Below are 20928 nucleotides of genomic sequence, written 5' to 3'. Positions count from 1 at the left end.
GGCTTTCGTCGCACCCGCAACCTTTGCTATGAGCTTCGGCCATGAATTTTGGCCTTAAGCTTTGGCCATGGAGCATTGCGTCGCGGCGCGCAGCGGTAAGAAACCATGACATTCGAAATCATATCCATCGAGGGGGCGCCGGCCGGTCCGCCGCCGGCGCGGCTTTGGCCCTTCGTCTGGCACTTCGTCCGTCAGATCAAAGGCCTGCTCGCGGTGCTGCTCGTGCTGGAGGCCTGCGTCGCCGCCGGGGCGACCATGATCCCGGTGATGATCAGCTGGCTGGTCAATGACGTCAACGCCTCCGCCGACACGCGCGACGTGCTGAGCCACCCCTGGCTGTGGCGCACCGCGGCCCCGATCCTGATCGGCTGGGGCCTGTGCATGGCGCTGCTTTGGTACATTTATGACCATCATTATACGGCGCGGTTCAACAATCTCATCCGCTACCAGCTCGCCCGCTATACGCTCGGCCACAGCATGGCCTATTTCACCAATGATTTCGCCGGGCGGCTCGCCAACAAGGTGGTGGACGGCGGCGCGGCCCTGCGCGATCCGTTGCGCAGCACGATGAGCGCCATCTGGTATTGCGGCTTCTTTGTCTTTGCTTCCATCTTCGCCATGATGCGCTTCGACGTCTGGCTGGCTGCGCCGACTCTGATCTGGCTGGCGGCTTTCATTGCCTCGCTCGTCTATTTCCTGCCGCGCGTGCGCGCGCTGCAACTCGCTCATGCGCGCCACCACACCGAACTGGTCGGCCATGTGAACGATGTTTTCGTCAATATCGGGCTGGTGAAGCTGTTTGGCCGTGAGCAGGAGGAAACCTCGGCCAATCTCGTCGAACTCGGCCGCCACAGCGACAGTTTCCGCGCCGCCCTGCACAAGATCTGGCAGATGGGCGCCACCCATACGGCGCTGAACGTCGCGCTGTTGATGGCCTCTCCGGCTCTGGCGCTGTCGCAATGGCAGGAAGGGCGCATCACCTCCGGCGTGGCGGTGATGATCGTCCCGATGGCCTGGCAGATGGTGAATATGTCGGGCTGGATCCGCAACGAAGTCACCAATGTGTCCGAGACGCTGGCGCGCGTCGAGGAATGCATGGAGACGATCGCGCTGCCCTATTCGGTGGTGGACGCGCCCGCCGCCCACCCGCTCAAGGTGGCGCGCGACGGCGGCAAGGTCGAATTCCGTGAGGTTGAATTTCATTACGGCCGCCAGCGCGAAGCGGGCGAGGGCGGCGTGATCGAGAAGCTCAGTCTGACCATTCCGGCGGGGCAAAAGGTTGGCCTGATCGGCCGCAGCGGCGCTGGCAAGAGCACTTTGGTCAATCTACTGCTACGCTTCTATGATCTTGAATCGGGTAGCATCCTGATCGACGGGCAGGATATTTCTCGCGTCACGCAACAGAGCCTGCGCCGCCACATCGCAGTGGTCACGCAGGATAATACGCTGCTGCACCGGACCATCGCCGAGAATATCCGCTACGGCCGGCCGGAGGCGAGCGACGATCTGATGGTCGCCGCCGCGCGGCGCGCCCATGCGGAGGATTTCATCCTCGCCTTGCGCGACAAGGATGGCGGCGCGGGCTTTGGCGCGCAGGTCGGCGAAAGAGGCGTCAAGCTGTCGGGCGGCCAGCGCCAGCGCATCGCCATTGCGCGGGTGATTCTCGAAGACGCCCCGATTCTGGTGCTGGACGAGGCGACCAGCGCGCTCGACAGCGAGGTCGAGGCTGCGATCCAGCAGGAAATGACACAGCTGATGGAGGGCCGAACGACCATCGCCATCGCCCATCGCCTCTCGACCATCGCCCATATGGACCGGCTGATCGTGCTCGACCGGGGCAGGATCGTTGAAGACGGCGGCCACGACGAGCTGCTGGCGCGTAACGGACTCTACGCCCAATTATGGCGCAGGCAGAGCGGCGGCTTTTTGGGGACAGATTCGTCGGATGCCTAAAAGCGCATTTAATCAGCATATTGCGCCTCAAATATCATGAAAGAAATGAGAGGAGACGGTTTTCCGTCGCGCGGGCCGGGGCGTTCGGGAACGATTTGTAAAGGCTGTTATTTTTCCACGCCAACGCCCGGCGCGCCTTTTTCTGACGACTCTTGCCAAGCGCCGCGCCTCTTGGCATAACGGGGTCGCGCGCGGGTGTAGCTCAATGGTAGAGCAGCAGCCTTCCAAGCTGAATACGAGGGTTCGATTCCCTCCACCCGCTCCAAAATCATCTAATTGATTTTGCTTGAGTTTGTGGCGACGGCGCGGCTTCCGCTATCTCGGTTCAAATGCGCGGTGTCGCCACCATGTCGCCACGCACTGCGAATCCTGCTTTACGCAGGCGTGCTGTCTTGCCGGTCGCCCTTGGCTACGATCTTCAGTTTTCCGGCTGCCAATGGTCTTTGTAGTTCCATCGCCACCTGCGCCGGGGCGCTGAGCCAGACGTCGACCTCGTTTTCGTCTGTCAGAATAACTGGCATGGCCTTTGGGTGGATTGGCGCTACTTCCGCATTCGCCTCGGTCGTCAGGAACGCGAAGATATCGCAGGTGACTTCGCCCTCCTTGGCTTTGCGGACTGAGGTCCAGTTGGTCCAAATCCCGGCGAAGCCGGCGAGAGGGCGATCTTCGCCGAGCGCGAACCAGACCGGGACCTTTTTGCCGTCTGGCCCGGTTTCATATTCCGAGAATGATGTGAACGGCACGATGCAGCGATTTGCAGGGCCGAGCCAGCGGCGCCAGTGGGGTGACGACGTGTTGCGGACATTGGTCACGCCGGGGTCTGTTGTGCGGCCCTTGAGGGCGAAGGCCGGCGAGGGCATGCCCCACCGCGCCGTGGCAAGCTCGCGCTCGCCCTCCGCCATGCGGACGATCGGCGCGGCGTAATCCGGGAAAATGCCGGGCATGGGCGGTAGGTTGCCCGTCAGGTCGCGCTTGACGCGGAACAGGGCCCGCATGGCGTCCTGGGTCTTTGTCATTGAGTAGAGATTACACATTGGCCGATTATGCTCGCCGCAACCCGTCACGCCAACACCATCTGATTGACCCTCGGCGGCCACGATGTTCCACTTACATTCTCACCGTAGGACAGGGCAGGAATCATGGCAGATGGGGTTCAACGTGTCGCCCTCGATGCGACGGACGAGGAAATCGATGCCCTGATGGAAGAGTTCGGCGGCGATCCGCGTGAGGCGATTCGGGCTCTCCTTCACGACCTTGCCGAGCTTGCCATCGGTTCCGAAGCGGCCGTCTCGCGCGGCTATGTCCGAGGCGCGCTTCTTCCGTCCCAATTGCGGCCGTCGACGGGTGAAAAGCCATGAATAGGCGAACAACCCGGTCGGACTCGCTGGTCGACCGCCCTGCATTGCTGGCGGCCCTCGGAACGTGCCGGGGCGCCGTCATTGGGGAGATGACGAGGATGAAAGTCGCCGGGCCACTCTATTATTCTGGCTCGACCGTTGTGGCGGCGATCGACGCCCTCGCCCTGATGCTGACCGGCGAGCGCGATTACTTTTCGCTCAGGGCGCATAGCATCGGCGGGTCGAAGCCGGGATAGGCAATTTACGGCTGTCGGCTCATAGCCGCCATCTGATCAGGGCGCGCTAACAAGAACTTCCAGAACCGACTTTCGCGGCAAAGAACCGACTGATTTCATAAATCAGAAACGCGTCAGTGAAATTCTTGAATTCCTCACTAGCTTTCCATGTACGAAAAGCAGGAGCATTCACGAAGCATTGGGCTCTGGTGGGCCAGGCGTTCCCGCGATTGCGGTCGCGAAAGCCAAAATGGCGTTGGCGACGTCCTTCCATAGCGGCTCCAGCATCATATCATGCGCCATGCCGGGAAAAATTTGCGCGGTCGTTCCATAAACACGGGCAGTCGCTTCGATCTCTGATGGAAGAATTGTGGCATCCTTGCGGGCACCTAGCACCAGCATTGGAGATTTAACCCGCGTAGGCCTGGGCCGGCCGATGCACATGCTGAGAAAGGCGAGAAAAGATTCGTTCTGAAGCTGTCGCCAATAGGCTTCCACCAACTCGTTACTTATGCCAGATGAAAAGAAAGCTTCGCGCGCCAGTTCGGGTGTGGCCACGAAATGATAGAGATCTTGCGTCAATTGTGTCTTTAAGAAAATCCATGGATGGCGCAGCGCCGCCCTCAGCAGGGGACGCAACACCCCGGTGGGAGGAATCGCAGCCACCAAAATGCCTGCTGGCACCGCATGGGTCTCCAAATAGACTTGAACGACGAAGCCACCCAATGAATGGCCAATCACGATCGGCGGGCGCGCCATTTGCCTTGCGACTTCTGCGACATCCTCGACATAACTGCCTATCCCCGTCCAGCGCAATTTGTCGCGGCCTTCGCTTTGGCCGTGCCCACGCAAGCTAAGCGCATGAGCTTCGAAACCGTTGTCAGAGAAAAAATCGAGGAAATGGACGTCCCAACACCAAGCGCCATGCCAGGCCGCATGAACAAACAGTAGCGGCGGCACCGGGCTTTGGCAGGCGGGATATTTTGAAATAAGCTCGAGCCTCAATGGACGCTCCTTTGGAATTGGACTCCAAATTAATAGCCAATACGCGACCGCGGCAATGACGCAAAAAGGCAGCGAAAAAGGTTGCGGCAATTTGCGATGCGTCAGATATTAAACTCCTTCCGTGCGCTACGCCGCTGCGGCAAGGTGACGTTATCGAGGGCTCCGCCGAGAATAGACGGCGAAGCAAAGAAACTAGAAATTTCCGCAATCACCGACAGAAAATGATCGCTACGGAGCATGCAATCGCTCACTCGACGACTTTTTCAACGAAATCCGCCGATAGCGGTAGTTTGACCGACACCGGCCCACCGTGATCGATCGAAAACGCTTTCGTCGCGCGATAACGAAAATCCCCGCAACCGGCTTTCACCGTGCGGGGCCTGCTGCTGGTCCGGAGACAGAAACAAAAACGCCCGCCAGTACATCCGTGGCGGGCGTTTCCGTTTCCCTCAGCCGGGAAGGTGGCTGAATTGATTTCAGGATGGGCGCGGTCGGGGACGATTTCAAGACCGCCTTTTAGAGATAGAAAACACCTTCTTCCGGCTCCCGCTCGTCGTCATCTTCGCGATCGTCAGCTTCGCCCTGAGCCCATAGCCGTTGATCACAACCCGCCGTAGTCTGTCGATTATGGCGCTCAGGTGCGCCGAGGGCGGGCTCACAGTCGGCGCCATCTTCGTCGTCCGATCCATCCTCAAGATCGTCGTCGCCGTCGATCTCGTCCAGGAGCAGGATCAGACTCTCGATGGCGTCCTCGATGAGGCGGCGCATTCCGGGCCGGAACTCGATGAACGTGCGGGGCTCGCTCATTTCCTCGGCTCTTCTTGCCAGTCGCAGCCGACAGCCGCCAATACGGTCGCTGCTCGCGTTGGCGCCGGAGTAGCCGAGCGATCGCCCGAAAAGGCGTCATGATATTTCGCGGCCGGATTGGCGAGATAGACAAAATCGCCCTGCCTGCTGCGGCCGTAGGGTGAAAGCTCGTCGGACATGGCCTGATATTCGAAAAACAACCACGTATGATAGTTTTCGAGCAATTCGCGCGGCAGGTCGGGCTTGCTCTCGACAGGTGGCCAATTATCCGCATAGAGGGACGCCAGCCGCTTGGAAACGACAATATCGGCCCCCGAACTGGAAGCCAGAGCGAGCGCCGCGTTGACCAGCGCGGGCGCGATTTTCTCATCCGTCTCATATTGCGCCATATACTCGGCGCAGAATTGAACGAGCGCCAAGCCGCCCGCTGGCGTCGTCGGCTTGGTTGCAAGGACAGCCATTTCGGCTTCGTTGAAAGCTTTCCACGCCTCCTCATCGAGCCTGTCGGCCTCCATGATGCCAGCCTCAGCCCGCGCTTCGTCGCGCACCTTGGCGGCCTCATCAAACGCTGCGATGGATTCGGCGCGGGCTGACGCCCATGCGTCGATGATTTCCGGCGCCGTACCCTGATAAGCCGGCAGCGTCACGCCATAGCGTTGCTCCGCAATCTTGCCGATCTCGCGAATTCCGGCGTCACCCCGATGCGGTGCGATCTGTTCAAAGAATTCCTCCAATTCGCTGAGGCTGTGAACCGTCGCGGACTTGCCGTCGTACGATGCGCGGAAGGTGACGCGAAGGCCCAAGTGCATGTTGTCGTCGTATATTTTCTTGCTGGCTTTGTTCGCCGCCTCGTAGGCGGTTTTCGTGCGCTCGCATTCGTCGAGGGCTTTGAAAATCGGGTCGGAAGAAGGCAAGCCGGTAGCGCTCGCCGAAATGGTGTTTTTCGACATGGATATCTCCGATGGGGTTGCTATCAACAGTTTATGTTGATACGCTTCGGTTTAATCGCAGTCAACAGAAAATGTTGAAATGAAACCCGCACAGTGTCGCGCCGCGAGGGCGCTTATCGATTGGACGCAGCCAAAACTTGCGGATTCTGCGGGGTTAGGGCTTTCGACAGTTGTCGACTTCGAACGATCACGGCGCCCCGTATCAGAAGGCGCTCTGGCAGCGATCCGCTCCGCGCTCGAAGCCGCTGGCGTCGAGTTCATCCCCGAAAATGGCAGTGGCGCGGGCGTGAGACTCAAGAAATCTATCGTGATGTAGAGGGCGATGCGCCGCATTCAGACCGCCGCCTCAGACGCACTCCTGGGGCCACATCTCGCACTGCGTAAAATGTCGCTATTCGCGGCGAATTGCCCGGCTCAAGCTTGATCTTGCTCACCCAGCTTTCTGTCGACGCGCGAATACACCTTTAAGGCACTACGCCTTCGTTTCGCCGGTCATCTTTAAGGCGCTACGTCTTTTTTCGACTGGCCTCGATTGAGTGGCAAGTGCAGTTTCATCGTGCGCGCTCGTCCTAGCCTCCTCTAGGACGAATGGCGCGGGCGGCCCCGGACTAATATTATGCGCGCGCTTCCGGGGCCCGCCTCACGCGCTCCACGCCTTTATCAAGCGATATTCCGGCGATGTCATTCAGGTCATCGCCGAGGGCTTCTCCACGGGCGGCGGCCATACGGATGGCGCGGTCGGTCTTGCCTGTCGCGTCAGCCGTGGCATCGGCAAAAGTTCGAGTGGAAAACTTTTCCACTTGATCGCTCTTGCTGTCGCCGCCGTGCTTCAATGTTTAATCTCGCATCGCGACCAATTCGGGCGCAAATGGGTTCGGTGATTTTATTTGGCGCTCAAGCTCGGCGGTCAGTGTTTTTGGCCGGTCAGCTTGTGGTGAAGCCTTAGAACGTTATCGATCCTGTTAGGTGTAGTCAGTGTGCTCGCGACCGCATCGGCAGCGTCAGACATGAGTGAGTCCAGCACGTCAAAACCGCTGTCAACTCTGGAAAATCGAGCCGCGACGACAAAATCGGGGTCGTGATCATCATCGGAAGCCAACTGAAAAAACAATTCGCGGACACGTTTGCTCATTGTGTCGAGCTGGGCCCGCATTGTTTCCAACTCGGCAAGGTGGTCGGATGTCAGCTTCAGCATGAGCGTGGCCTATCGATTTTGCGAAAAGGCATTCTGACCATCCCGAAAGCCGCCTGCGCTGCTCGCCGCACGATCCTCGATAACGCTAACGTGAAGTTCAATTTATTGCGATGACACTTTCGCGGTAGCCGGGGTAGTCAAACTGAGCCGGCAGGTCGTCGCCAAGGGCTTCGCCACGGGCGGCGGGCACCCCGTTCCAAAATGAAACAGCACGGATGGCCGCTTTTTTGCTGCTTTTGGTCGTGTGCGGCGGCGGGGAAGGACTCGCGGGGATATCTTTTCGCAAAGTTTTTTTGTGGGGTAACCTAGCCGGCATCAAGCTTGGCCCGCACACACCAGAACATGCCACGTCAACATTGGCATCGTGCCATACGCGAGCAATCCAGTGGGGACGCTGTGCCATGCACCCCTCGGAGCCGCTGTTGGGCCCGATTGAAGACCTTCACGAGGCCGGCAGCTTCGATGCGCTGTTCTGCCACGATGATGACGAGGAATGGCTTATTGACCAACAGAGCGGCGACGGCAGCGCGACGATGCTCGATCGATGAAAATCCCGCTTGACGACCTGAACGCGTCGAATGACGAGTGAACCACTGGCGTCGATGAAACGAACGACAAGTTTTCGAATATTTAGAACCGCTTGAAAAATGGAGAGGGCGAAGAAAGCTTATAAGATTCAAATAGTTTTCGTAGCCGTGCGGTTCGGTATCCACTCGAGGTGATTAACGATGTTTGCATCCTAGAAATTGCTAAATTTGTCTAAATTGCGATAGAAAAATCGACTTATGAAATATGATTTTTAAAGAAAGGCAAACAAGTGCCTGAGAATTACGGTCAGCCCACCGAGGGGTATGCGCGCGAACTCCTCACGATTTTGGCGGAGGAATGCTGCGAGGTCGCGGTGCGTGTCAGCAAAGCGCTACGTTTCGGCCTGAAGGAAGTTCAGCCGGGCCAAGAACTTACCAACGCGCAGAGGCTCGCTCGCGAGGTCGGCGAAGTCCAGGAAGTCGTGCGGCGCCTGATCATATACACCGGCACGCTCAGCGAGGACGAGATCAACGAGGGCATGATCCACAAGGCCGACAAGCTCGCCAAATTCATGCAAACGAAGCTTGCCTCATGATCGGACTCCGGGCTTGTCGAGCGATGTGCCGGCGATGTCGTTCAGGTCGTCGCCGAGGGCTTCACCAAGTGCGGCGGCGCGGCGCACGTCACGATCCGTGCGGCCAGTTGCATCAGCAGTTGCAGACGTGAACGTCTCTTCCGCCGTTCGGACAAATTGTCCGTTCGGTCCAAAATTGCCGCCCCGCTTCGTCTCCGGGTGCAATTCCTCATAGATCGCTTTGCGCCGGGAAATCGCGCCCGCTTCCTGTGCTGGCGTCAGGTTGCAGCGGATGAGGTTCTCGTCGATCTGCCACGTGCGTGACAAGGATCGGCCGCGTCTGGTCGTCCTGCCGTGCTTTCCGCGATCATTCCGCCAAAGACCTTTGCAGCTATAGCGCGAGCGGAGACTATCATTCATCCGAAACACCCCAAGGCTTGCCGTGACTGACTGAGGGAACGCGCAAGGGAATAGCCTGGGGCGTCGGTTTGATCTTTATCAATGTCGTGGCGAGGCCCGGGATCTATACTAAAAAATGGTATAGAGGAGCGAGAACGATGCGCACGCTAATCTCGATTATCGCGACGCTGTTGTTTACCGCGCCTCCTGCGATGGCCCAGAGCAAATGGCTAGAAAGCATGCGGCTCGAACCATCGAAGGTCAGCGCTCTCTGCGAACGAGCGGGTGACGTCCGATCGTTGGCGCGCGGGCAGATGACGGCGGCCGGCGACAAGCATTGGCGGCAGTTGTCGCGGCGGGAACTCGTTATGGAAGCGTTCATGATGGGCACGCCTCCCTTGGATCCGGGGCGGTGTTATGTCGTGGCGCGAGCCGGACTTGCCGAGGAGACCGAGCGTCGCGTCTTCGAGGTCCGCGACTTCGCTGTCAGCGCCGAGGATACGACCGTCTTCGTGGTCGGCCGCAACTTTGCGCTGCCACCAAAAAGTGGGGAGCCGACGCGCTGATCTGCGGGACGATCTGCGGCTAGGCCTTCCTCAAAGCCGCGAGGTCTGCAAATCATTTCGCGGCGCCCTGCAACAGGCTGGCGAGGTCATTCCTCATATACTGGCAACGGGCGCCCGTACCTCCGGGGCGGCCGTTCTGCTTTTTGGAAGACTGAAATGTGAGAGCCTGGCCGCCTTGACCCGCTTCCGCATTCAAGCGGCGGAGGGGAGCCGGGAGGCGGCCTTCCCGTTATTGGGCTGCTCTCGTCGCCCTCGAAAGGAACTCCCCTTCCGCCATCTCGATGTTCTGCCGCCAGCCGCCTTTACGCGCCGGCGTTGCGGTAGGAGCCGCGCCAGTCGATGCCGCCGAAGCCGAAGTCTTCCGCGACCTTGAGCGACAGGCCATCCATGCGGAATGGCTGGTCAATGGCGAAGCGCGGGCCTTCGAAGCCGGAGACGTAGCCCCAGACGAAGGCTGGCGCCAATGCCGGGTCGGCGAACAGATACCAGGCGTTGTCGGTGATATAGGCGTCGATCTCCGGACGGAGATTGGTCATGCCGCCGCCGTTGAACGGGTTGATGTTGCTGATCTGGGTCGCCAGCAGCGAGGTCGAGAGCAGCGTCTCGATTTCGGTCTGCTTGGCGGGACCAGCGACGATGATCGACGGATTGACGTTCAGCGGAATGCCGTCGAGCGACTTCTGCTGACGCATGGCGAGACGGCCGGCCGAGATGGCCGCGACGGTGACGGCGGTGGCCGCGCCGGCGAGGTTGGCGTGGCCGCCGGCGGTCGTCACAGCCGTCGAGTTCCAGAGGTTGCCGCCGTCCGAGAGAGTCGGGCCGCCCTTGGTGTTCGACAGGATGACGCCCCACGCGATGGAGTTCTCGAAATCCGCCACGCGGCGCCCGGCCATGCCGGTCAGATCGGCGAAGGCCGAGAGGTCGTCATTGACGAACATCTGGCGCGACAGGCCGACGATCTTGCCGTAGGTCAGCGCGTAGACCTGCTCGCGGTTTTCCGAGATGGCGCCGCTGCGGAATTCGCCGCCTTCCGACAGCTGTTCCAGGATCGGAAAATCGCCGGCGCGCAGGAAATTGTGCGCCTTGAAGTCTTGGAAGGTCTTTTTCGCCGAGAAGCTGCGGTAGGACGGCGCCTGATATTGATATTGCGCCAGCAGGAACTTGTTGGCGGCGGCCGACAGAAGCAGCGGATAATCCGACGAGCCGAGCATGGAGCGCTGCGCCAGCTCATCATAGAGCCGAATGCGAGACATGCGGTGCGAATTGGGCACGCCAGCCAGCTCCGCGCCCATTTCCAACAGGCCCATGTTGGCGAATTCGCGCGAGCTCTGCTCATTGGCGATCTTAGGCGTCCCGTTCTTGCCGTTCGGCGCGTAACCGAGCGCGCGCATCACGATGCCGTCGACCATGGCCTCGCGCAGTTCGGGCGACGATCTGCCGGAATTGATGGCGCTGTTCGAGTAAGTCATTTGCGTTCCTTTTCGATGAGAAGTTGAGACGCGGGGCAGATCATGCCGCGCTGATCGATGAGTCGGTGCCGGCAGCTGCGGAATCGTCCGCCGTCGTCGCCGAGGTTGAAGCAATCGGGATGAACTCGGCCTCAGGCACGCGCGAGACGGTGGGAACAACGGTCAGTTTCTGCCCCGTTCCGCGAGTGAGCAGTTCCGTCCTGACGTTGGGGGCGTAGATGGTCGGCTCTGAGCCAAAAAAGCCCGGCAGAATCAAAGATGCGTCGAGCCGTGGCGGCGCCCACCCGCTTTGCGCCGGCAAGAATTCGACACGGCGGAACGGGCGCAGGTCGACGTCTTCCGCAAAGTCGCGCGAAACCCTGAGCTTGCCCTTTTTGGGATCGTCGGGGGAAGGAATAACCTTCTCCTGATTAAAGGGCGCCACCGGCTCACCCGTGCGATCGGCCCAAAGCTCAACAGTTGTTTCGAACAGAATTTTCTTGGTCGGCCCTGGATCGCGCCGCGCGATGGTCTCAGCGTCGCCGATAGGCGGCTGGTCCGGATACTTTTGATCGAAGGCCGCGACGGCGGCGTCATGCGACACGTCGGCAGCCTTCGCGGGCGATATCATCCGACATGCGTTGGATGTGCTCGACCACGTCATCGGCGATGAGCACGACGGGCTCTCCCGGCAGGAGGCATTCGTTCATCGCAGAAAACTCCATCCGGTTGGTTGTCGCGCTACATTCGCGCCTCTTCCCTTTTGCGGTCCGGGCCGGAGAAATGTTCCGGCGTCGGCGCGTCGATCAGCGTTCGCCGCCCGGTCCGCCACCGCCACCCGGACCGCCGCCACCTGGACTGCCACCGCCCGGAGCGCCGCCTCGCATGGGACTGCCACCGCCGGGACCGCCGCCTCCGGGCGCGCGGCCTTGGCCAGCACCCGGCCCCATTCCAGAACGCCCCCCTGTCGGGCCGCTGCCGGTGCCTGCATCATGTCCCGCTCCGGGTCCTGTCCCTGGCCTCGCTCCAGGTCCGGCGCCAACACCGCCTCGCGGAGCGCCAGGCGCAACAAATCCGGGCGCGGGGCCTCGGCGCACGTCGGCGCCCGGCCGGTGACCGGGAGAGCCCCAGCCCTGCCAGCCATAACCGCCGCCCCAACCTATGCCGTGCCGCCTCGCATAACCGCACCAGTACCAGCCGGGTCCTTGCCATCCATAGGCGTACCAGCAGTACCGACGGCCGCCGAAGCGTTAATGGATGTTTTCGATGTCGCTCGCCGGGACTGGGTCGCGCAGCCCATTGAAAAAAGGCGCGGCTTCCGCAGAATTGGCATAGAGATTGGCACAGCCAGTCAGCGAGATCGCCGCCGCCGCAAGAAAGAAGGTTCGCATGAGCTTCCGTCTCCTTCATCACGTGGCGGAGCCGAGTTAAGGCGGCGCGCTCCGTGCAATGAGGCGCTAGCTTTGCTCCAGTTCACATATGGCAGCAGACTCGGAAAATACTCATGCCGGCCGTAGTCGATCGTTATGAGCTTGGTTGGGTACGGAAGCAGACCAACGATCTCGTTGGCTCGCCGACCTTGCCGAGACGAAGAGACCGGCCAGGACGTCGACTGTGCGATAGGAACGTGATTGGCGACGAAGGAGAGAGGCGTGACGGAGATCAACATCAGTAAGGAGGACGATGGTCATAGCGGTCGCTATGTCGCTCGTGTCTCAGGAAATAAAGCCGAGGCCGAATTGACCTTCACACATTCCGGTCCCGGCCTTATCAGCGCGGACCATACTGTCGCCCCCGCAAGCTTAAAGGGAACGGGCGCGGCGGCGGCGCTGGTTGACTATCTGATCGCCGACGCGCGAACCGTGGGTTTCCGGATCATCCCGCACTGCTCCTACGTTCGTTCGCGGTATGAGAAATCTCCAGAATGGCAAGATGTGATGACCGTTGCGCCCGGCGAAACGCCAGCCGAACCGATTGAGTAGTTTCCGAAACTGTTTGACAGGATCGTTGCTCGATACCCTGACCTCAAATGCGCCGCCCGTACGTGAGGCGGCTGTGATGGAAACGGCGGAAATTCTGACGGATCTATGATTCGAAATGCTGTCGTCGCTTTCGAAGTTTCATGGCGTGCGGCGTCCAATAAACGACCTCCTTTGCCGTCGCAGCCGGGTCCGACGTCAATCGACAGGCCGATCGAAATTGTCACCCGAAAATTGTGGTTTTGGTCCTCGACGAGATTTTCTTAGCTTCCAGCCGGCGCGCCTCCCATCCCCAAGATCAAAACCATGAATCGCGGCAACATCTACGTTCTTATCATCGGCGGCCTCGTCATCATCGCCAGCATACTCGGCTATCAGCTCTACCAGGCCCGCAAGCAGCCGCAGGGCGTGCAAATTCTCGTCGGCCCCAATGGGGTTTCAATTAAAAATGAATAGCGTCAACGCCCGGTGCGTGGGCGCCCAGCGTGGTCGCGCTGATCCTTTCGATCAGGGACAGAACCCTTCCCTCGGCGATCGGTGACGAAAAAATGCCCCGGGAAAAGCTCCCCAGGGCCTGTTTCGTGCGTCGCTACCGACATGGGTTGGGCTTCAGTAATCCATTCCCATGCCGCCGCCGGGCGGCATTGCCGGCGCGTCCTTCTTGGGTGCATCGGTGATCGTCGCCTCGGTGGTTACAATCAGGCCGGAGATCGAAGCGGCGTCCTGAATCGCGGTGCGCACGACCTTGGTCGGGTCGATAATGCCGAGCTTGACCAGATCGCCATATTCGCCAGTCTGGGCGTTGTAGCCGAAGGCGTAGTCCTGCGATTCGAGCAGCTTGCCGACCACGACCGCGCCGTCGTCGCCGGCGTTGTCGACGATCTGACGGGCCGGAGCCTGGATCGCCTTGCGGACGATGTCCACACCGGTTTTCTGATCCGGGTTTTGGACCTTTACGTCTGCGAGCGCGGGGATGGCGCGAAGCAAAGCGACGCCCCCGCCGGGCGACACGCCTTCTTCAACCGCGGCGCGGGTGGCGTTGAGGGCATCGTCGACGCGGTCCTTCTTTTCCTTGACCTCGGTTTCGGTCGAGCCGCCTACGCGAATAATCGCGACGCCGCCAGCCAGCTTGGCAAGACGCTCCTGCAGTTTTTCGCGATCGTAATCGGACGTGGTTTCTTCCATCTGCGCCTTGATCTGGGCGATCCGGCCTTCAATGTCCTTTTTGTCGCCGGCGCCGTCGACAATGGTCGTGCTTTCCTTGTCGATGCGGATTTTCTTGGCGCGGCCGAGCATCGCCAGAGTCACGTTCTCAAGCTTGATGCCGATATCCTCGGAAATGACCTGGCCATCGGTCAGGATGGCGATGTCCTCAAGCATAGCCTTGCGGCGGTCGCCGAAGCCGGGCGCCTTGACGGCCGCGATCTTGAGGCCGCCACGCAGCTTGTTGACGACGAGCGTGGCCAAAATCTCACCCTCGACATCCTCTGAGACGATCACCAGCGGCTTGCCCGTCTGGACGACTGCTTCGAGCAGCGGCAAGATCGCCTGCAGCGAAGACAGCTTTTTTTCGTGAATCAGGATGTAGGGCTCGTCGAACTCGGCGATCATCTTCTCGGCGTTGGTGATGAAGTAAGGCGAGAGATAGCCGCGGTCGAACTGCATGCCCTCGACGACGTCGAGTTCGGTCTCCAAGCTCTTGGCCTCTTCGACCGTGATCACGCCTTCATTGCCCACTTTCTGCATCGCCTTGGCGATCATGTCGCCGATCGACTTGTCGCCGTTCGCCGAAATGGCGCCAACCTGGGCGATCTCGTCGTTGGAGGTGACCTTTTTCGAATTCTTCTTGAGATCGACGACAATGGCTTCGACGGCAAGATCAATGCCGCGCTTCAAATCCATCGGGTTGAGGCCGGCTGCGACCGCCTTGGCGCCTTCGCGCGCTATTGCCGCGGCGAGGACGGTCGCCGTGGTGGTTCCGTCGCCGGCGGCGTCATGCTGCTTGTTCGCGACTTCGCGCACGAGTTGGGCGCCAAGGTTTTCGAACTTGTCGGCAAGCTCGATCTCCTTGGCGACAGTGACGCCGTCCTTGGTGATGCGCGGCGCGCCATATGATTTTTCGATGACGACGTTGCGGCCCTTCGGGCCAAGAGTGACTTTCACCGCATTGTTCAGGATTTCGACGCCGCGCAGGATGCGGTCGCGCGCGTCAGTGGAGAAACGGATGTCCTTGGCGGCCATGATGGTTCAACTCCGAAAGAAAAGATTCTTGGGTATGCGGAAAGCGGGGAGGTTCAGCCGACGATTCCCAAAATGTCGCTTTCCTTCATGATCAACAGCTCCTGGCCGTCGATTTTGACTTCGGTGCCGGACCATTTGCCGAACAGGACACGATCGCCGGCTTTCACATCCAGCGGGACGAGCTTGCCGGCTTCATCGCGCGCGCCGGGGCCGACGGCGACGACTTCGCCTTCCTGTGGCTTTTCCTTGGCTGTATCGGGGATGATGATGCCACCCTTGGTCTTCTCTTCGCCCTCAAGGCGTCTGAGCACAACCCGGTCATGAAGGGGACGGAACGCCATATTGTTTTCCTTGATTGGAGCCAGAGCACGCTTTGAGCAGGAAGGTGCGCCGCTGGGCGAAAGTTTCCGCCGCTTGGCACTCATCAATGGTGAGTGCTAAAGGACTAAAGCCACATGGGCATGCCTTCGCTGTGAATCAAGATGTGTTCCAGCCGATGTCCGCGGTTTGCGGCATCACTACGCAGGCTCAACCGCAACACGCACTCGTTTTGCCTGGGGCCCCCTAACGGCAGAAGGCCTCAGAGTGGGAGTCCGTGAATGACAAAAGCAGAAGATACGCGGAAGGCAGAAATATCACCGGCGGCTCTGCGCTAGCTTCGGGAGGACTATCCGGTGAATTTCGGGATCATTTCGAGTAGGCCGAAAGCCAAGCCTCGGCCTCGACCAACGAAAAGGAATACTCGTGGTCGGCGACGCCAGAACGCATCCTCGAACCTTCGGCTACGTTCATGAGGTAGAAGCGGCCATGGGCCTTTCCGTGTCCCGCTTTCTCCAGATGAAAACCCTTGCGCTCAGCTAAGTGATTGACACGCTTCTCGTCTGCGTTGCTCACGGTACTGCTCCTGTTGAGCCGCCGGAACCCCGATCAGGTCGTCGCCGCCGTCAAGGTGGCGCCATATGGCTAACGAGATAGAATATACCTGATTTTCTGCGGGCGAAACTCGTCCGGAGCCTAAGCGGCGTAGGTCGGTCCAGTTCGAACTCACTGAGCAGGCGAGGGCTTCGATCGAAGTGGCCATGCTCAACGTCGGCGAAGGGCGGTTTCTTCCCACGCCGTGTCCATGAGCTGCCCCATATTTCGACGCGCCAAGACGCACGGATTGTCCAAGGCTCGGCGCGGCTAGCGAGCCACGCCGGGATTCACGGGTTCCCTGCGCACCCCGGTTGGGCTACCGTGGTGCGCCCAGGGGTCAAAAAGCTATGAGGGGGAATCCCATGCCGGCCATTCGCATCCTGGCTGCCGCCTTTGGGGCCGCCCTGCAACTGGCCGCCGCCCAGTCCGCCAGCGCCGCTGAAACGCCGCTGGAAACGGCCGTGGCCAAGGGGGCCCATCTGTTCGCCACCGCGACCTTCGGCGGCAACGGACGAACCTGTGAGAGCTGCCACGAGGGAGGCGGCAAGGCGCCGGGCCAGGTCGGAGACCGCAAATTGCCCAGCTTACTCAACGCGGCCGCAATTTACCCCCGTTTTAGCCGTGGCGCCGGTCAGGTGATCACCCTGGAGGGCCAGGTGCAGTCCTGCATCAAGGGCGGGCTGGCCGGGACGCCGCCGGAGCTTGGCAGTTCTGATCTGGTGGCGATCACAGCGTATTTGGGGTCGATCGCCAAGGGCCAGCAGGTGGAAATCGGCGGCGCCCCGAAGTGAGAGTCCGACTTGCTGTAAGGAGACGGGGCTGACATGTCGCCTTGGGACTACCGGCGTCATGGGCGGGGCGCTTCGCCGAGCAAGGCTCTGGCGGCGCGAAGGTCCGCCGTGTCCTCGCTCGCTGCGAAACGGTCGACCACGCCGCCGAGCAATTCGTCGGCCTGACTTTTCCGGCCTTCATCCCGCCACAGCGCGGCGAGACTTGTCGCCGCCCGCAGCTCCCATGACAGCGCCTTGTGGGTCCGGCTCAGTTCGATTGCGCGAAGGAACAGGCTTTCTGCCTCGGGCCTGGCCGCGAGGGGCGCGACGGAGAGCAGATTTTCGCCCTGCGCGCGCAGGATTTCCGGCGTGGACCAGTTGGTCCGTCCGGCCATCGCGTCCTGCACGCATTCCGGGCGCAGCAGGCGCCAATCGAAAGTGGAGAGTCGTTCAGCCTGAGACGCGGTCAAGGGCGCCCCTGCAAGGGCGAGGCGCGTCGCTTCGGCCCTGGCGGGATCGGTCAGATAAACCAGCATCTGCCGATAAAGCTCGCCGCATTTCCGCCAGACGGTCAGGGGAATGCCGATCGACTCGTCGAAGAGCAGCGCGACATAATGGCGGAAGGCGTCTATCCGCCCGCTCCAAATCGCGATGGGGCAGGCCCCGAAATTAAGGAAATAGCCGAGCGCAAAGGGTTGATTGACGGCGAGCGTGCGCGTGATTGCTTCGTCGATGACCTCGGCGGCGGCGTTGGACCGCCCCAGCGCCCACAGAATACGGCAATAATGAGATGTTGTCGTGAGCGTATGATCGAACATCACGCCGCCGTCCCCGATGCGGACAGCCGGGTGGGCGAGGGCCGCCTCGGCATGACGCAAGGCCAGTTCGTTGCGGCCCATCAAATGATCGCTCCAGGCCGACATCCGCTCATGCGTGACGTGAATGAGAGCTCCGCCATCGACCCGTTCGAGGTGGTCGAACCGCTCGACCGCGCTTGTCATGGCGGCGTAATCGCCATGGACGGAGGAGCAGCCGAACATGGCCCACAGGATATGCGCCAGCGACGCGGTGTCCCCGAGCCGTTCGGCGATGGTCGCGGCGGCCTCCAGTGCTGCGCGCACTTCCGTCGCATGACCGAGCGTATGGAAGACCGCGTGAGCGTGCGCGACATGCATCCGCATGATGAGGCGCGGTTCGATATCGGGACGCTGCGCGGCCAGCGCGAGCGCGCGCTCAAGGTAGCGGCGCAATTCGGGGATCATCAGCATCTTGAACCAGATCGGGGCGGAGGCCGTGACCAGCGCGATCGCCAGCGCCGGGTCTCCTGTCGACCCGAGCGCCCAGTCCAGCGCGGCGCGAATGTCGGCGATGTTGCCCCCATTGGCCAGAAGCCAGTCCTGCGTCGGTAATTCCGTCCAGCCGTCGCCGCCTTGAATCGAGCGCGCGAGCCAATATTCGGCGTGCCGCCGCCGGGCGCATTCGAGTTCACCGCTCAGGACCAGCTTGTCGAAGGCGTAAAGCCGCAGGGATTCGAGCAGGCGGTAGCGCCTTTCGCCGCCGCGGGCGTCGATCGCGACGAGCGATTTCTCCACAAGGCTGCCGAGAATTTCTACGATGCTGAAATCGTCCTGCCCATTGCGCCCGAGCCTCTCGGCGGCCTCCAGGGTGAAGGCGTCGCGCATGACGCCGAGCCGACGCCACAATTTTCTTTCGTCGTCGCCCAGAGTTTCAAAACTCCAGTCGATGGTTGCGGTCAAAGTGCGATGGCGCGGCGCCGCCGAACGCGGGCCTTTGGTCAGGATGGCGAAGCGGTCGTCAAGCCGCTCGCGCAGGCCGCGCAGGCCGAACAGGGAGGCGCGGGCTGCGGCGAGTTCGATCGCCAGCGGCACGCCGTCGAGCTTGCGGCAGATGTCGGAAACGAGTTGCGCGTCTTCGTCTCGGGGCTCGATCGAGCCGTCGCAGGCCGCCCAGCGTTCAAGGAACAGGGCGCAGGCCGGAAAGCGACACAGCGCGGCGATGGTCAGATCCATGTCTGCTGGCGGCAGCGGGAGCGCCTCCAGACGCTGCGTCCATTCGCCCCGCGCCCGCAGCGGCTCGCGGCTCGTCGCCACGATATGGGTCTCTGGCGCCGCGCCCAGGATCGCTTCGGCGATCGCGCTCGCCGCCTCGACGACATGTTCGCAATTGTCCAGGACGATCAACAGATTGCGGCAGCCCAATTGCGCCGTGAGGGCGAGCAGCGGCTCCGTGTTCGGCGCGGAAATGCGCAACAGCGACGCGACATGGGGGGCGACCTCGTCGGGATAGGCCAGCGGCGCCAGGTCGATCACCCGGACGCCGTCGCGGTAATGCGCGGCGACCTCATTGGCGACCGCGAGCGCGACCGCCGTCTTGCCGATTCCGCCCGGGCCCGTGAGGGTGACGCAGCGCTTGAGCGGCAGCCGCCGGGCGATGGTCCGCACGATGTCGTCACGGCCGAAAATCGTTTCGAGCGCGGCCGGCCTGCCGCCAGCGGGCGGATTGGCCGCATCGCTCTCGGTCGCGCCGGCGCCGTCTTCGTCGCGGAGCGGGGCGACGAAGCTGTAGCCGCGTCCCGGAACGCTGGCGATGATATGTCCGCCGCTCGCGCTGTCGCCAAGCGCACGGCGCAGCGCCGCGACATGAACCCGCAAGCTGCTTTCGTCAACGAAGACGCCCGGCCAGACGCGGTCGAACAGCTCCGCCTTGGCGACGACTTCGCCGGCGTGTTCGATCAGGATGAGCAAGATGTCAAAGGCGCGCGCGCCGAGCCTGACCGGCGCGCCATTGCGCAGGAGGGACCGCGCGCCCGGCGAAAAACGGAAATCGGCAAAGACGAAGACGCGATTACTCTCCGCCCGCGCAGATCTTGGCTGCCGCAGGGCGTTGATATCGTCCATCGCACGCACCCCTGAATTCGCCGCCGCGGAATGCTTGCATATCCGCGCTTAGCGCCGGGTATGACGCTATACGAAAGTCGCAATTCGCGCAATTTCACGACTTTTCCCGAGACTGAACTCGTCTCGCAGCTGTTGGCGTGAAAACCTCCCGGCGTTCGAAAGGTTCCGGCGCGCCGGCAAGGCGCGCCCGGGTGTTCCGTTGCGTCCGCGACTCCTGCGCGCGGACAGCCAACCAAACGAGGCAATCATGACGATGATCACCACGACGGATGGAACGAAGATCTATTACCGGGACTGGGGCTCAGGCCAGCCAATCGTGTTCAGCCATGGCTGGCCCTTGTCCGGCGACGCCTTCGAGGACCAGATGTTCTTCCTGGCCGGCCAGGGCTATCGCGTCATCGCCCATGACCGGCGTGGCCACGGACGTTCGGACCAGCCCTGGCGGGGCAATGACATGGACACTTATGCCGATGATCTTGCCGAACTGGTCCGGCAGCTCGACCTGCGCGATGCAATCCATGTCGGCCATTCCACGGGCGGCGGCGAAGTGGTCCGCTATATCGGCCGCCACGGGACGTCCCGGGTCGCCAAGGCCGTGCTGATCGGCGCCGTTCCTCCGGTCATGGTCAAGGGGCCGAACAATCCCGCAGGAACGCCGATCGAGGCCTTCAATCAGATCCGCGCCAATGTTCTCGCGGACCGCTCCCAGTTCTTCATGGATCTGACCATGCCGTTCTACGGTTACAACCGGGCAGGAGCAAAGGTTTCCGAGGGCGTGCGCCAGTCGTTCTGGCTGCAGGGCATGATGGCCGGCATGCCGGCGTCCTATTTCTGCGTCAAGGCCTTCTCCGAGACCGACATGACGGAAGATCTGAAGAAGGTCGACGTGCCGATGCTGATCCTGCATGGCGACGACGATCAGATCGTGCCGATCGCGGCCTCCGCGCTTCTCTCGGCGAAGCTCGTCCCCCATGCAGAACTCAAGATTTACCCTGGCGCGCCACATGGCATGTGCACGACGGAAAAAGACAAGGTCAACGCCGACCTGCTCGCCTTCGCGCGCGCCCAGGGCCGGACGCGGCTCAGCGGCGCCGCCTGAACGCCGCC

Annotated in this window: 24 protein-coding genes and 1 tRNA gene; 10 read left to right on the top strand and 15 right to left on the bottom strand. The window is 61.4% G+C overall.

Features of this window, described 5'->3' with window-relative positions; all coding sequences use genetic code 11:
* The first annotated feature begins 105 nt into the window (after window positions 1-105).
* Complete coding sequence (locus QZ409_RS07870; protein ID WP_296709029.1) at window positions 106-1953, top strand: ABC transporter ATP-binding protein; 1848 nt, start codon at window positions 106-108, stop codon at window positions 1951-1953.
* Between the two features lie 191 nt (window positions 1954-2144).
* Window positions 2145-2218 (top strand) — tRNA-Gly (locus QZ409_RS07865).
* Between the two features lie 109 nt (window positions 2219-2327).
* On the opposite strand, the gene QZ409_RS07860 is transcribed toward QZ409_RS07865, so the two are convergent.
* Together QZ409_RS07860 and QZ409_RS07855 are read right to left on the bottom strand one after the other, a co-directional pair.
* Entirely contained in the window at window positions 2328-2987 is a 660-nt protein-coding gene (locus tag QZ409_RS07860; RefSeq protein WP_296709025.1) for an SOS response-associated peptidase, read from the bottom strand.
* An 81-nt stretch (window positions 2988-3068) separates the two neighbouring features.
* Window positions 3069-3281: a hypothetical protein gene (locus QZ409_RS07855; RefSeq protein WP_296709022.1), complete on the bottom strand. Its 213-nt coding sequence runs from the start codon at window positions 3279-3281 to the stop codon at window positions 3069-3071.
* 128 nt (window positions 3282-3409) lie between these two features.
* Between QZ409_RS07855 and QZ409_RS07850 the strand changes: the two genes are divergently transcribed.
* Window positions 3410-3547: a hypothetical protein gene (locus QZ409_RS07850; protein WP_296709018.1), complete on the top strand. Its 138-nt coding sequence runs from the start codon at window positions 3410-3412 to the stop codon at window positions 3545-3547.
* Between the two features lie 168 nt (window positions 3548-3715).
* On the opposite strand, the gene QZ409_RS07845 is transcribed toward QZ409_RS07850, so the two are convergent.
* The 5 genes from QZ409_RS07845 to QZ409_RS07820 all read right to left on the bottom strand — a co-directional run bounded on the left by QZ409_RS07845 (window position 3716) and on the right by QZ409_RS07820 (window position 7483).
* Window positions 3716-4531 (bottom strand): alpha/beta fold hydrolase, encoded by an 816-nt coding sequence (locus QZ409_RS07845; RefSeq protein WP_296709015.1) that lies wholly within the window; start codon window positions 4529-4531, stop codon window positions 3716-3718.
* A 516-nt stretch (window positions 4532-5047) separates the two neighbouring features.
* Window positions 5048-5338, bottom strand: a complete 291-nt coding sequence (locus tag QZ409_RS07840) for a hypothetical protein (protein WP_296709013.1) — start codon at window positions 5336-5338, stop codon at window positions 5048-5050.
* Window positions 5335-6288, bottom strand: a complete 954-nt coding sequence (locus QZ409_RS07835; RefSeq protein WP_296709012.1) for a hypothetical protein — start codon at window positions 6286-6288, stop codon at window positions 5335-5337. The genes QZ409_RS07840 and QZ409_RS07835 overlap by 4 nt, the downstream gene beginning before the upstream one ends.
* Window positions 6289-6902: 614 nt before the next feature.
* Window positions 6903-7121 carry a hypothetical protein gene (locus QZ409_RS07825; protein WP_296709006.1) on the bottom strand — a complete coding sequence of 73 codons (219 nt, stop codon included), beginning with the start codon at window positions 7119-7121 and terminating at the stop codon, window positions 6903-6905.
* A 74-nt stretch (window positions 7122-7195) separates the two neighbouring features.
* Window positions 7196-7483, bottom strand: a complete 288-nt coding sequence (locus QZ409_RS07820) for a hypothetical protein (protein WP_296709004.1) — start codon at window positions 7481-7483, stop codon at window positions 7196-7198.
* Between the two features lie 422 nt (window positions 7484-7905).
* On the opposite strand from QZ409_RS07820, the gene QZ409_RS07815 reads away from it, so the two are divergent.
* Entirely contained in the window at window positions 7906-8031 is a 126-nt protein-coding gene (locus QZ409_RS07815; RefSeq protein ID WP_296709002.1) for a hypothetical protein, read from the top strand.
* 269 nt (window positions 8032-8300) lie between these two features.
* Window positions 8301-8606, top strand: coding sequence for a hypothetical protein (locus tag QZ409_RS07810; protein WP_296708999.1), 306 nt, complete (start codon window positions 8301-8303; stop codon window positions 8604-8606).
* On the opposite strand, the gene QZ409_RS07805 is transcribed toward QZ409_RS07810, so the two are convergent.
* Complete coding sequence (locus tag QZ409_RS07805) at window positions 8601-8912, bottom strand: hypothetical protein (RefSeq protein ID WP_296708997.1); 312 nt, start codon at window positions 8910-8912, stop codon at window positions 8601-8603. The genes QZ409_RS07810 and QZ409_RS07805 overlap by 6 nt on opposite strands.
* A gap of 230 nt (window positions 8913-9142) precedes the next feature.
* On the opposite strand from QZ409_RS07805, the gene QZ409_RS07800 reads away from it, so the two are divergent.
* Window positions 9143-9550 (top strand): hypothetical protein, encoded by a 408-nt coding sequence (locus QZ409_RS07800; protein WP_296708995.1) that lies wholly within the window; start codon window positions 9143-9145, stop codon window positions 9548-9550.
* A gap of 302 nt (window positions 9551-9852) precedes the next feature.
* On the opposite strand, the gene QZ409_RS07795 is transcribed toward QZ409_RS07800, so the two are convergent.
* The 3 genes from QZ409_RS07795 to QZ409_RS07785 form a co-directional block, all read right to left on the bottom strand.
* The gene (locus tag QZ409_RS07795; protein WP_296708993.1) at window positions 9853-11019 is read right to left on the bottom strand and encodes a hypothetical protein; all 1167 of its coding nucleotides are present in this window, start codon (window positions 11017-11019) and stop codon (window positions 9853-9855) included.
* Between the two features lie 40 nt (window positions 11020-11059).
* Window positions 11060-11602, bottom strand: coding sequence for a hypothetical protein (locus tag QZ409_RS07790; protein ID WP_296708991.1), 543 nt, complete (start codon window positions 11600-11602; stop codon window positions 11060-11062).
* 646 nt (window positions 11603-12248) lie between these two features.
* A complete protein-coding gene (locus QZ409_RS07785) occupies window positions 12249-12389 on the bottom strand; it encodes a hypothetical protein (protein ID WP_296708988.1) in 141 nt (46 codons plus the stop codon).
* Window positions 12390-12650: 261 nt separating this feature from the next.
* Between QZ409_RS07785 and QZ409_RS07780 the strand changes: the two genes are divergently transcribed.
* Together QZ409_RS07780 and QZ409_RS07775 are read left to right on the top strand one after the other, a co-directional pair.
* Entirely contained in the window at window positions 12651-12980 is a 330-nt protein-coding gene (locus QZ409_RS07780) for a GNAT family N-acetyltransferase (RefSeq protein ID WP_296708985.1), read from the top strand.
* Between the two features lie 303 nt (window positions 12981-13283).
* Window positions 13284-13433, top strand: coding sequence for a hypothetical protein (locus QZ409_RS07775; RefSeq protein WP_296708982.1), 150 nt, complete (start codon window positions 13284-13286; stop codon window positions 13431-13433).
* A 153-nt stretch (window positions 13434-13586) separates the two neighbouring features.
* Here the strand turns inward: QZ409_RS07775 and groL are convergent, their stop codons facing one another.
* The 3 genes from groL to QZ409_RS07760 all read right to left on the bottom strand — a co-directional run bounded on the left by groL (window position 13587) and on the right by QZ409_RS07760 (window position 16112).
* Window positions 13587-15218 (bottom strand): chaperonin GroEL, encoded by a 1632-nt coding sequence (groL, locus tag QZ409_RS07770; protein WP_296708978.1) that lies wholly within the window; start codon window positions 15216-15218, stop codon window positions 13587-13589.
* A 53-nt stretch (window positions 15219-15271) separates the two neighbouring features.
* Window positions 15272-15559, bottom strand: coding sequence for a co-chaperone GroES (gene groES, locus QZ409_RS07765; protein ID WP_296708974.1), 288 nt, complete (start codon window positions 15557-15559; stop codon window positions 15272-15274).
* Window positions 15560-15905: 346 nt separating this feature from the next.
* Window positions 15906-16112 carry a hypothetical protein gene (locus tag QZ409_RS07760; protein WP_296708969.1) on the bottom strand — a complete coding sequence of 69 codons (207 nt, stop codon included), beginning with the start codon at window positions 16110-16112 and terminating at the stop codon, window positions 15906-15908.
* A gap of 383 nt (window positions 16113-16495) precedes the next feature.
* Between QZ409_RS07760 and QZ409_RS07755 the strand changes: the two genes are divergently transcribed.
* Window positions 16496-16924, top strand: a complete 429-nt coding sequence (locus tag QZ409_RS07755; RefSeq protein ID WP_296708965.1) for a hypothetical protein — start codon at window positions 16496-16498, stop codon at window positions 16922-16924.
* Window positions 16925-16980: 56 nt separating this feature from the next.
* Here QZ409_RS07755 and QZ409_RS07750 read toward each other — a convergent pair whose 3' ends face one another.
* The gene (locus tag QZ409_RS07750) at window positions 16981-19821 is read right to left on the bottom strand and encodes a winged helix-turn-helix domain-containing protein (RefSeq protein ID WP_296708960.1); all 2841 of its coding nucleotides are present in this window, start codon (window positions 19819-19821) and stop codon (window positions 16981-16983) included.
* Window positions 19822-20068: 247 nt separating this feature from the next.
* Between QZ409_RS07750 and QZ409_RS07745 the strand changes: the two genes are divergently transcribed.
* Window positions 20069-20920, top strand: coding sequence for an alpha/beta hydrolase (locus QZ409_RS07745; protein ID WP_296708956.1), 852 nt, complete (start codon window positions 20069-20071; stop codon window positions 20918-20920).
* Window positions 20921-20928: the final 8 nt, after the last annotated feature.

Origin of the sequence: Rhodoblastus sp., from assembly GCF_019449565.1 — a bacterium.
GTDB lineage: Bacteria > Pseudomonadota > Alphaproteobacteria > Rhizobiales > Beijerinckiaceae > Rhodoblastus.
This window is presented reverse-complemented; position numbering and strand designations above follow the sequence as displayed.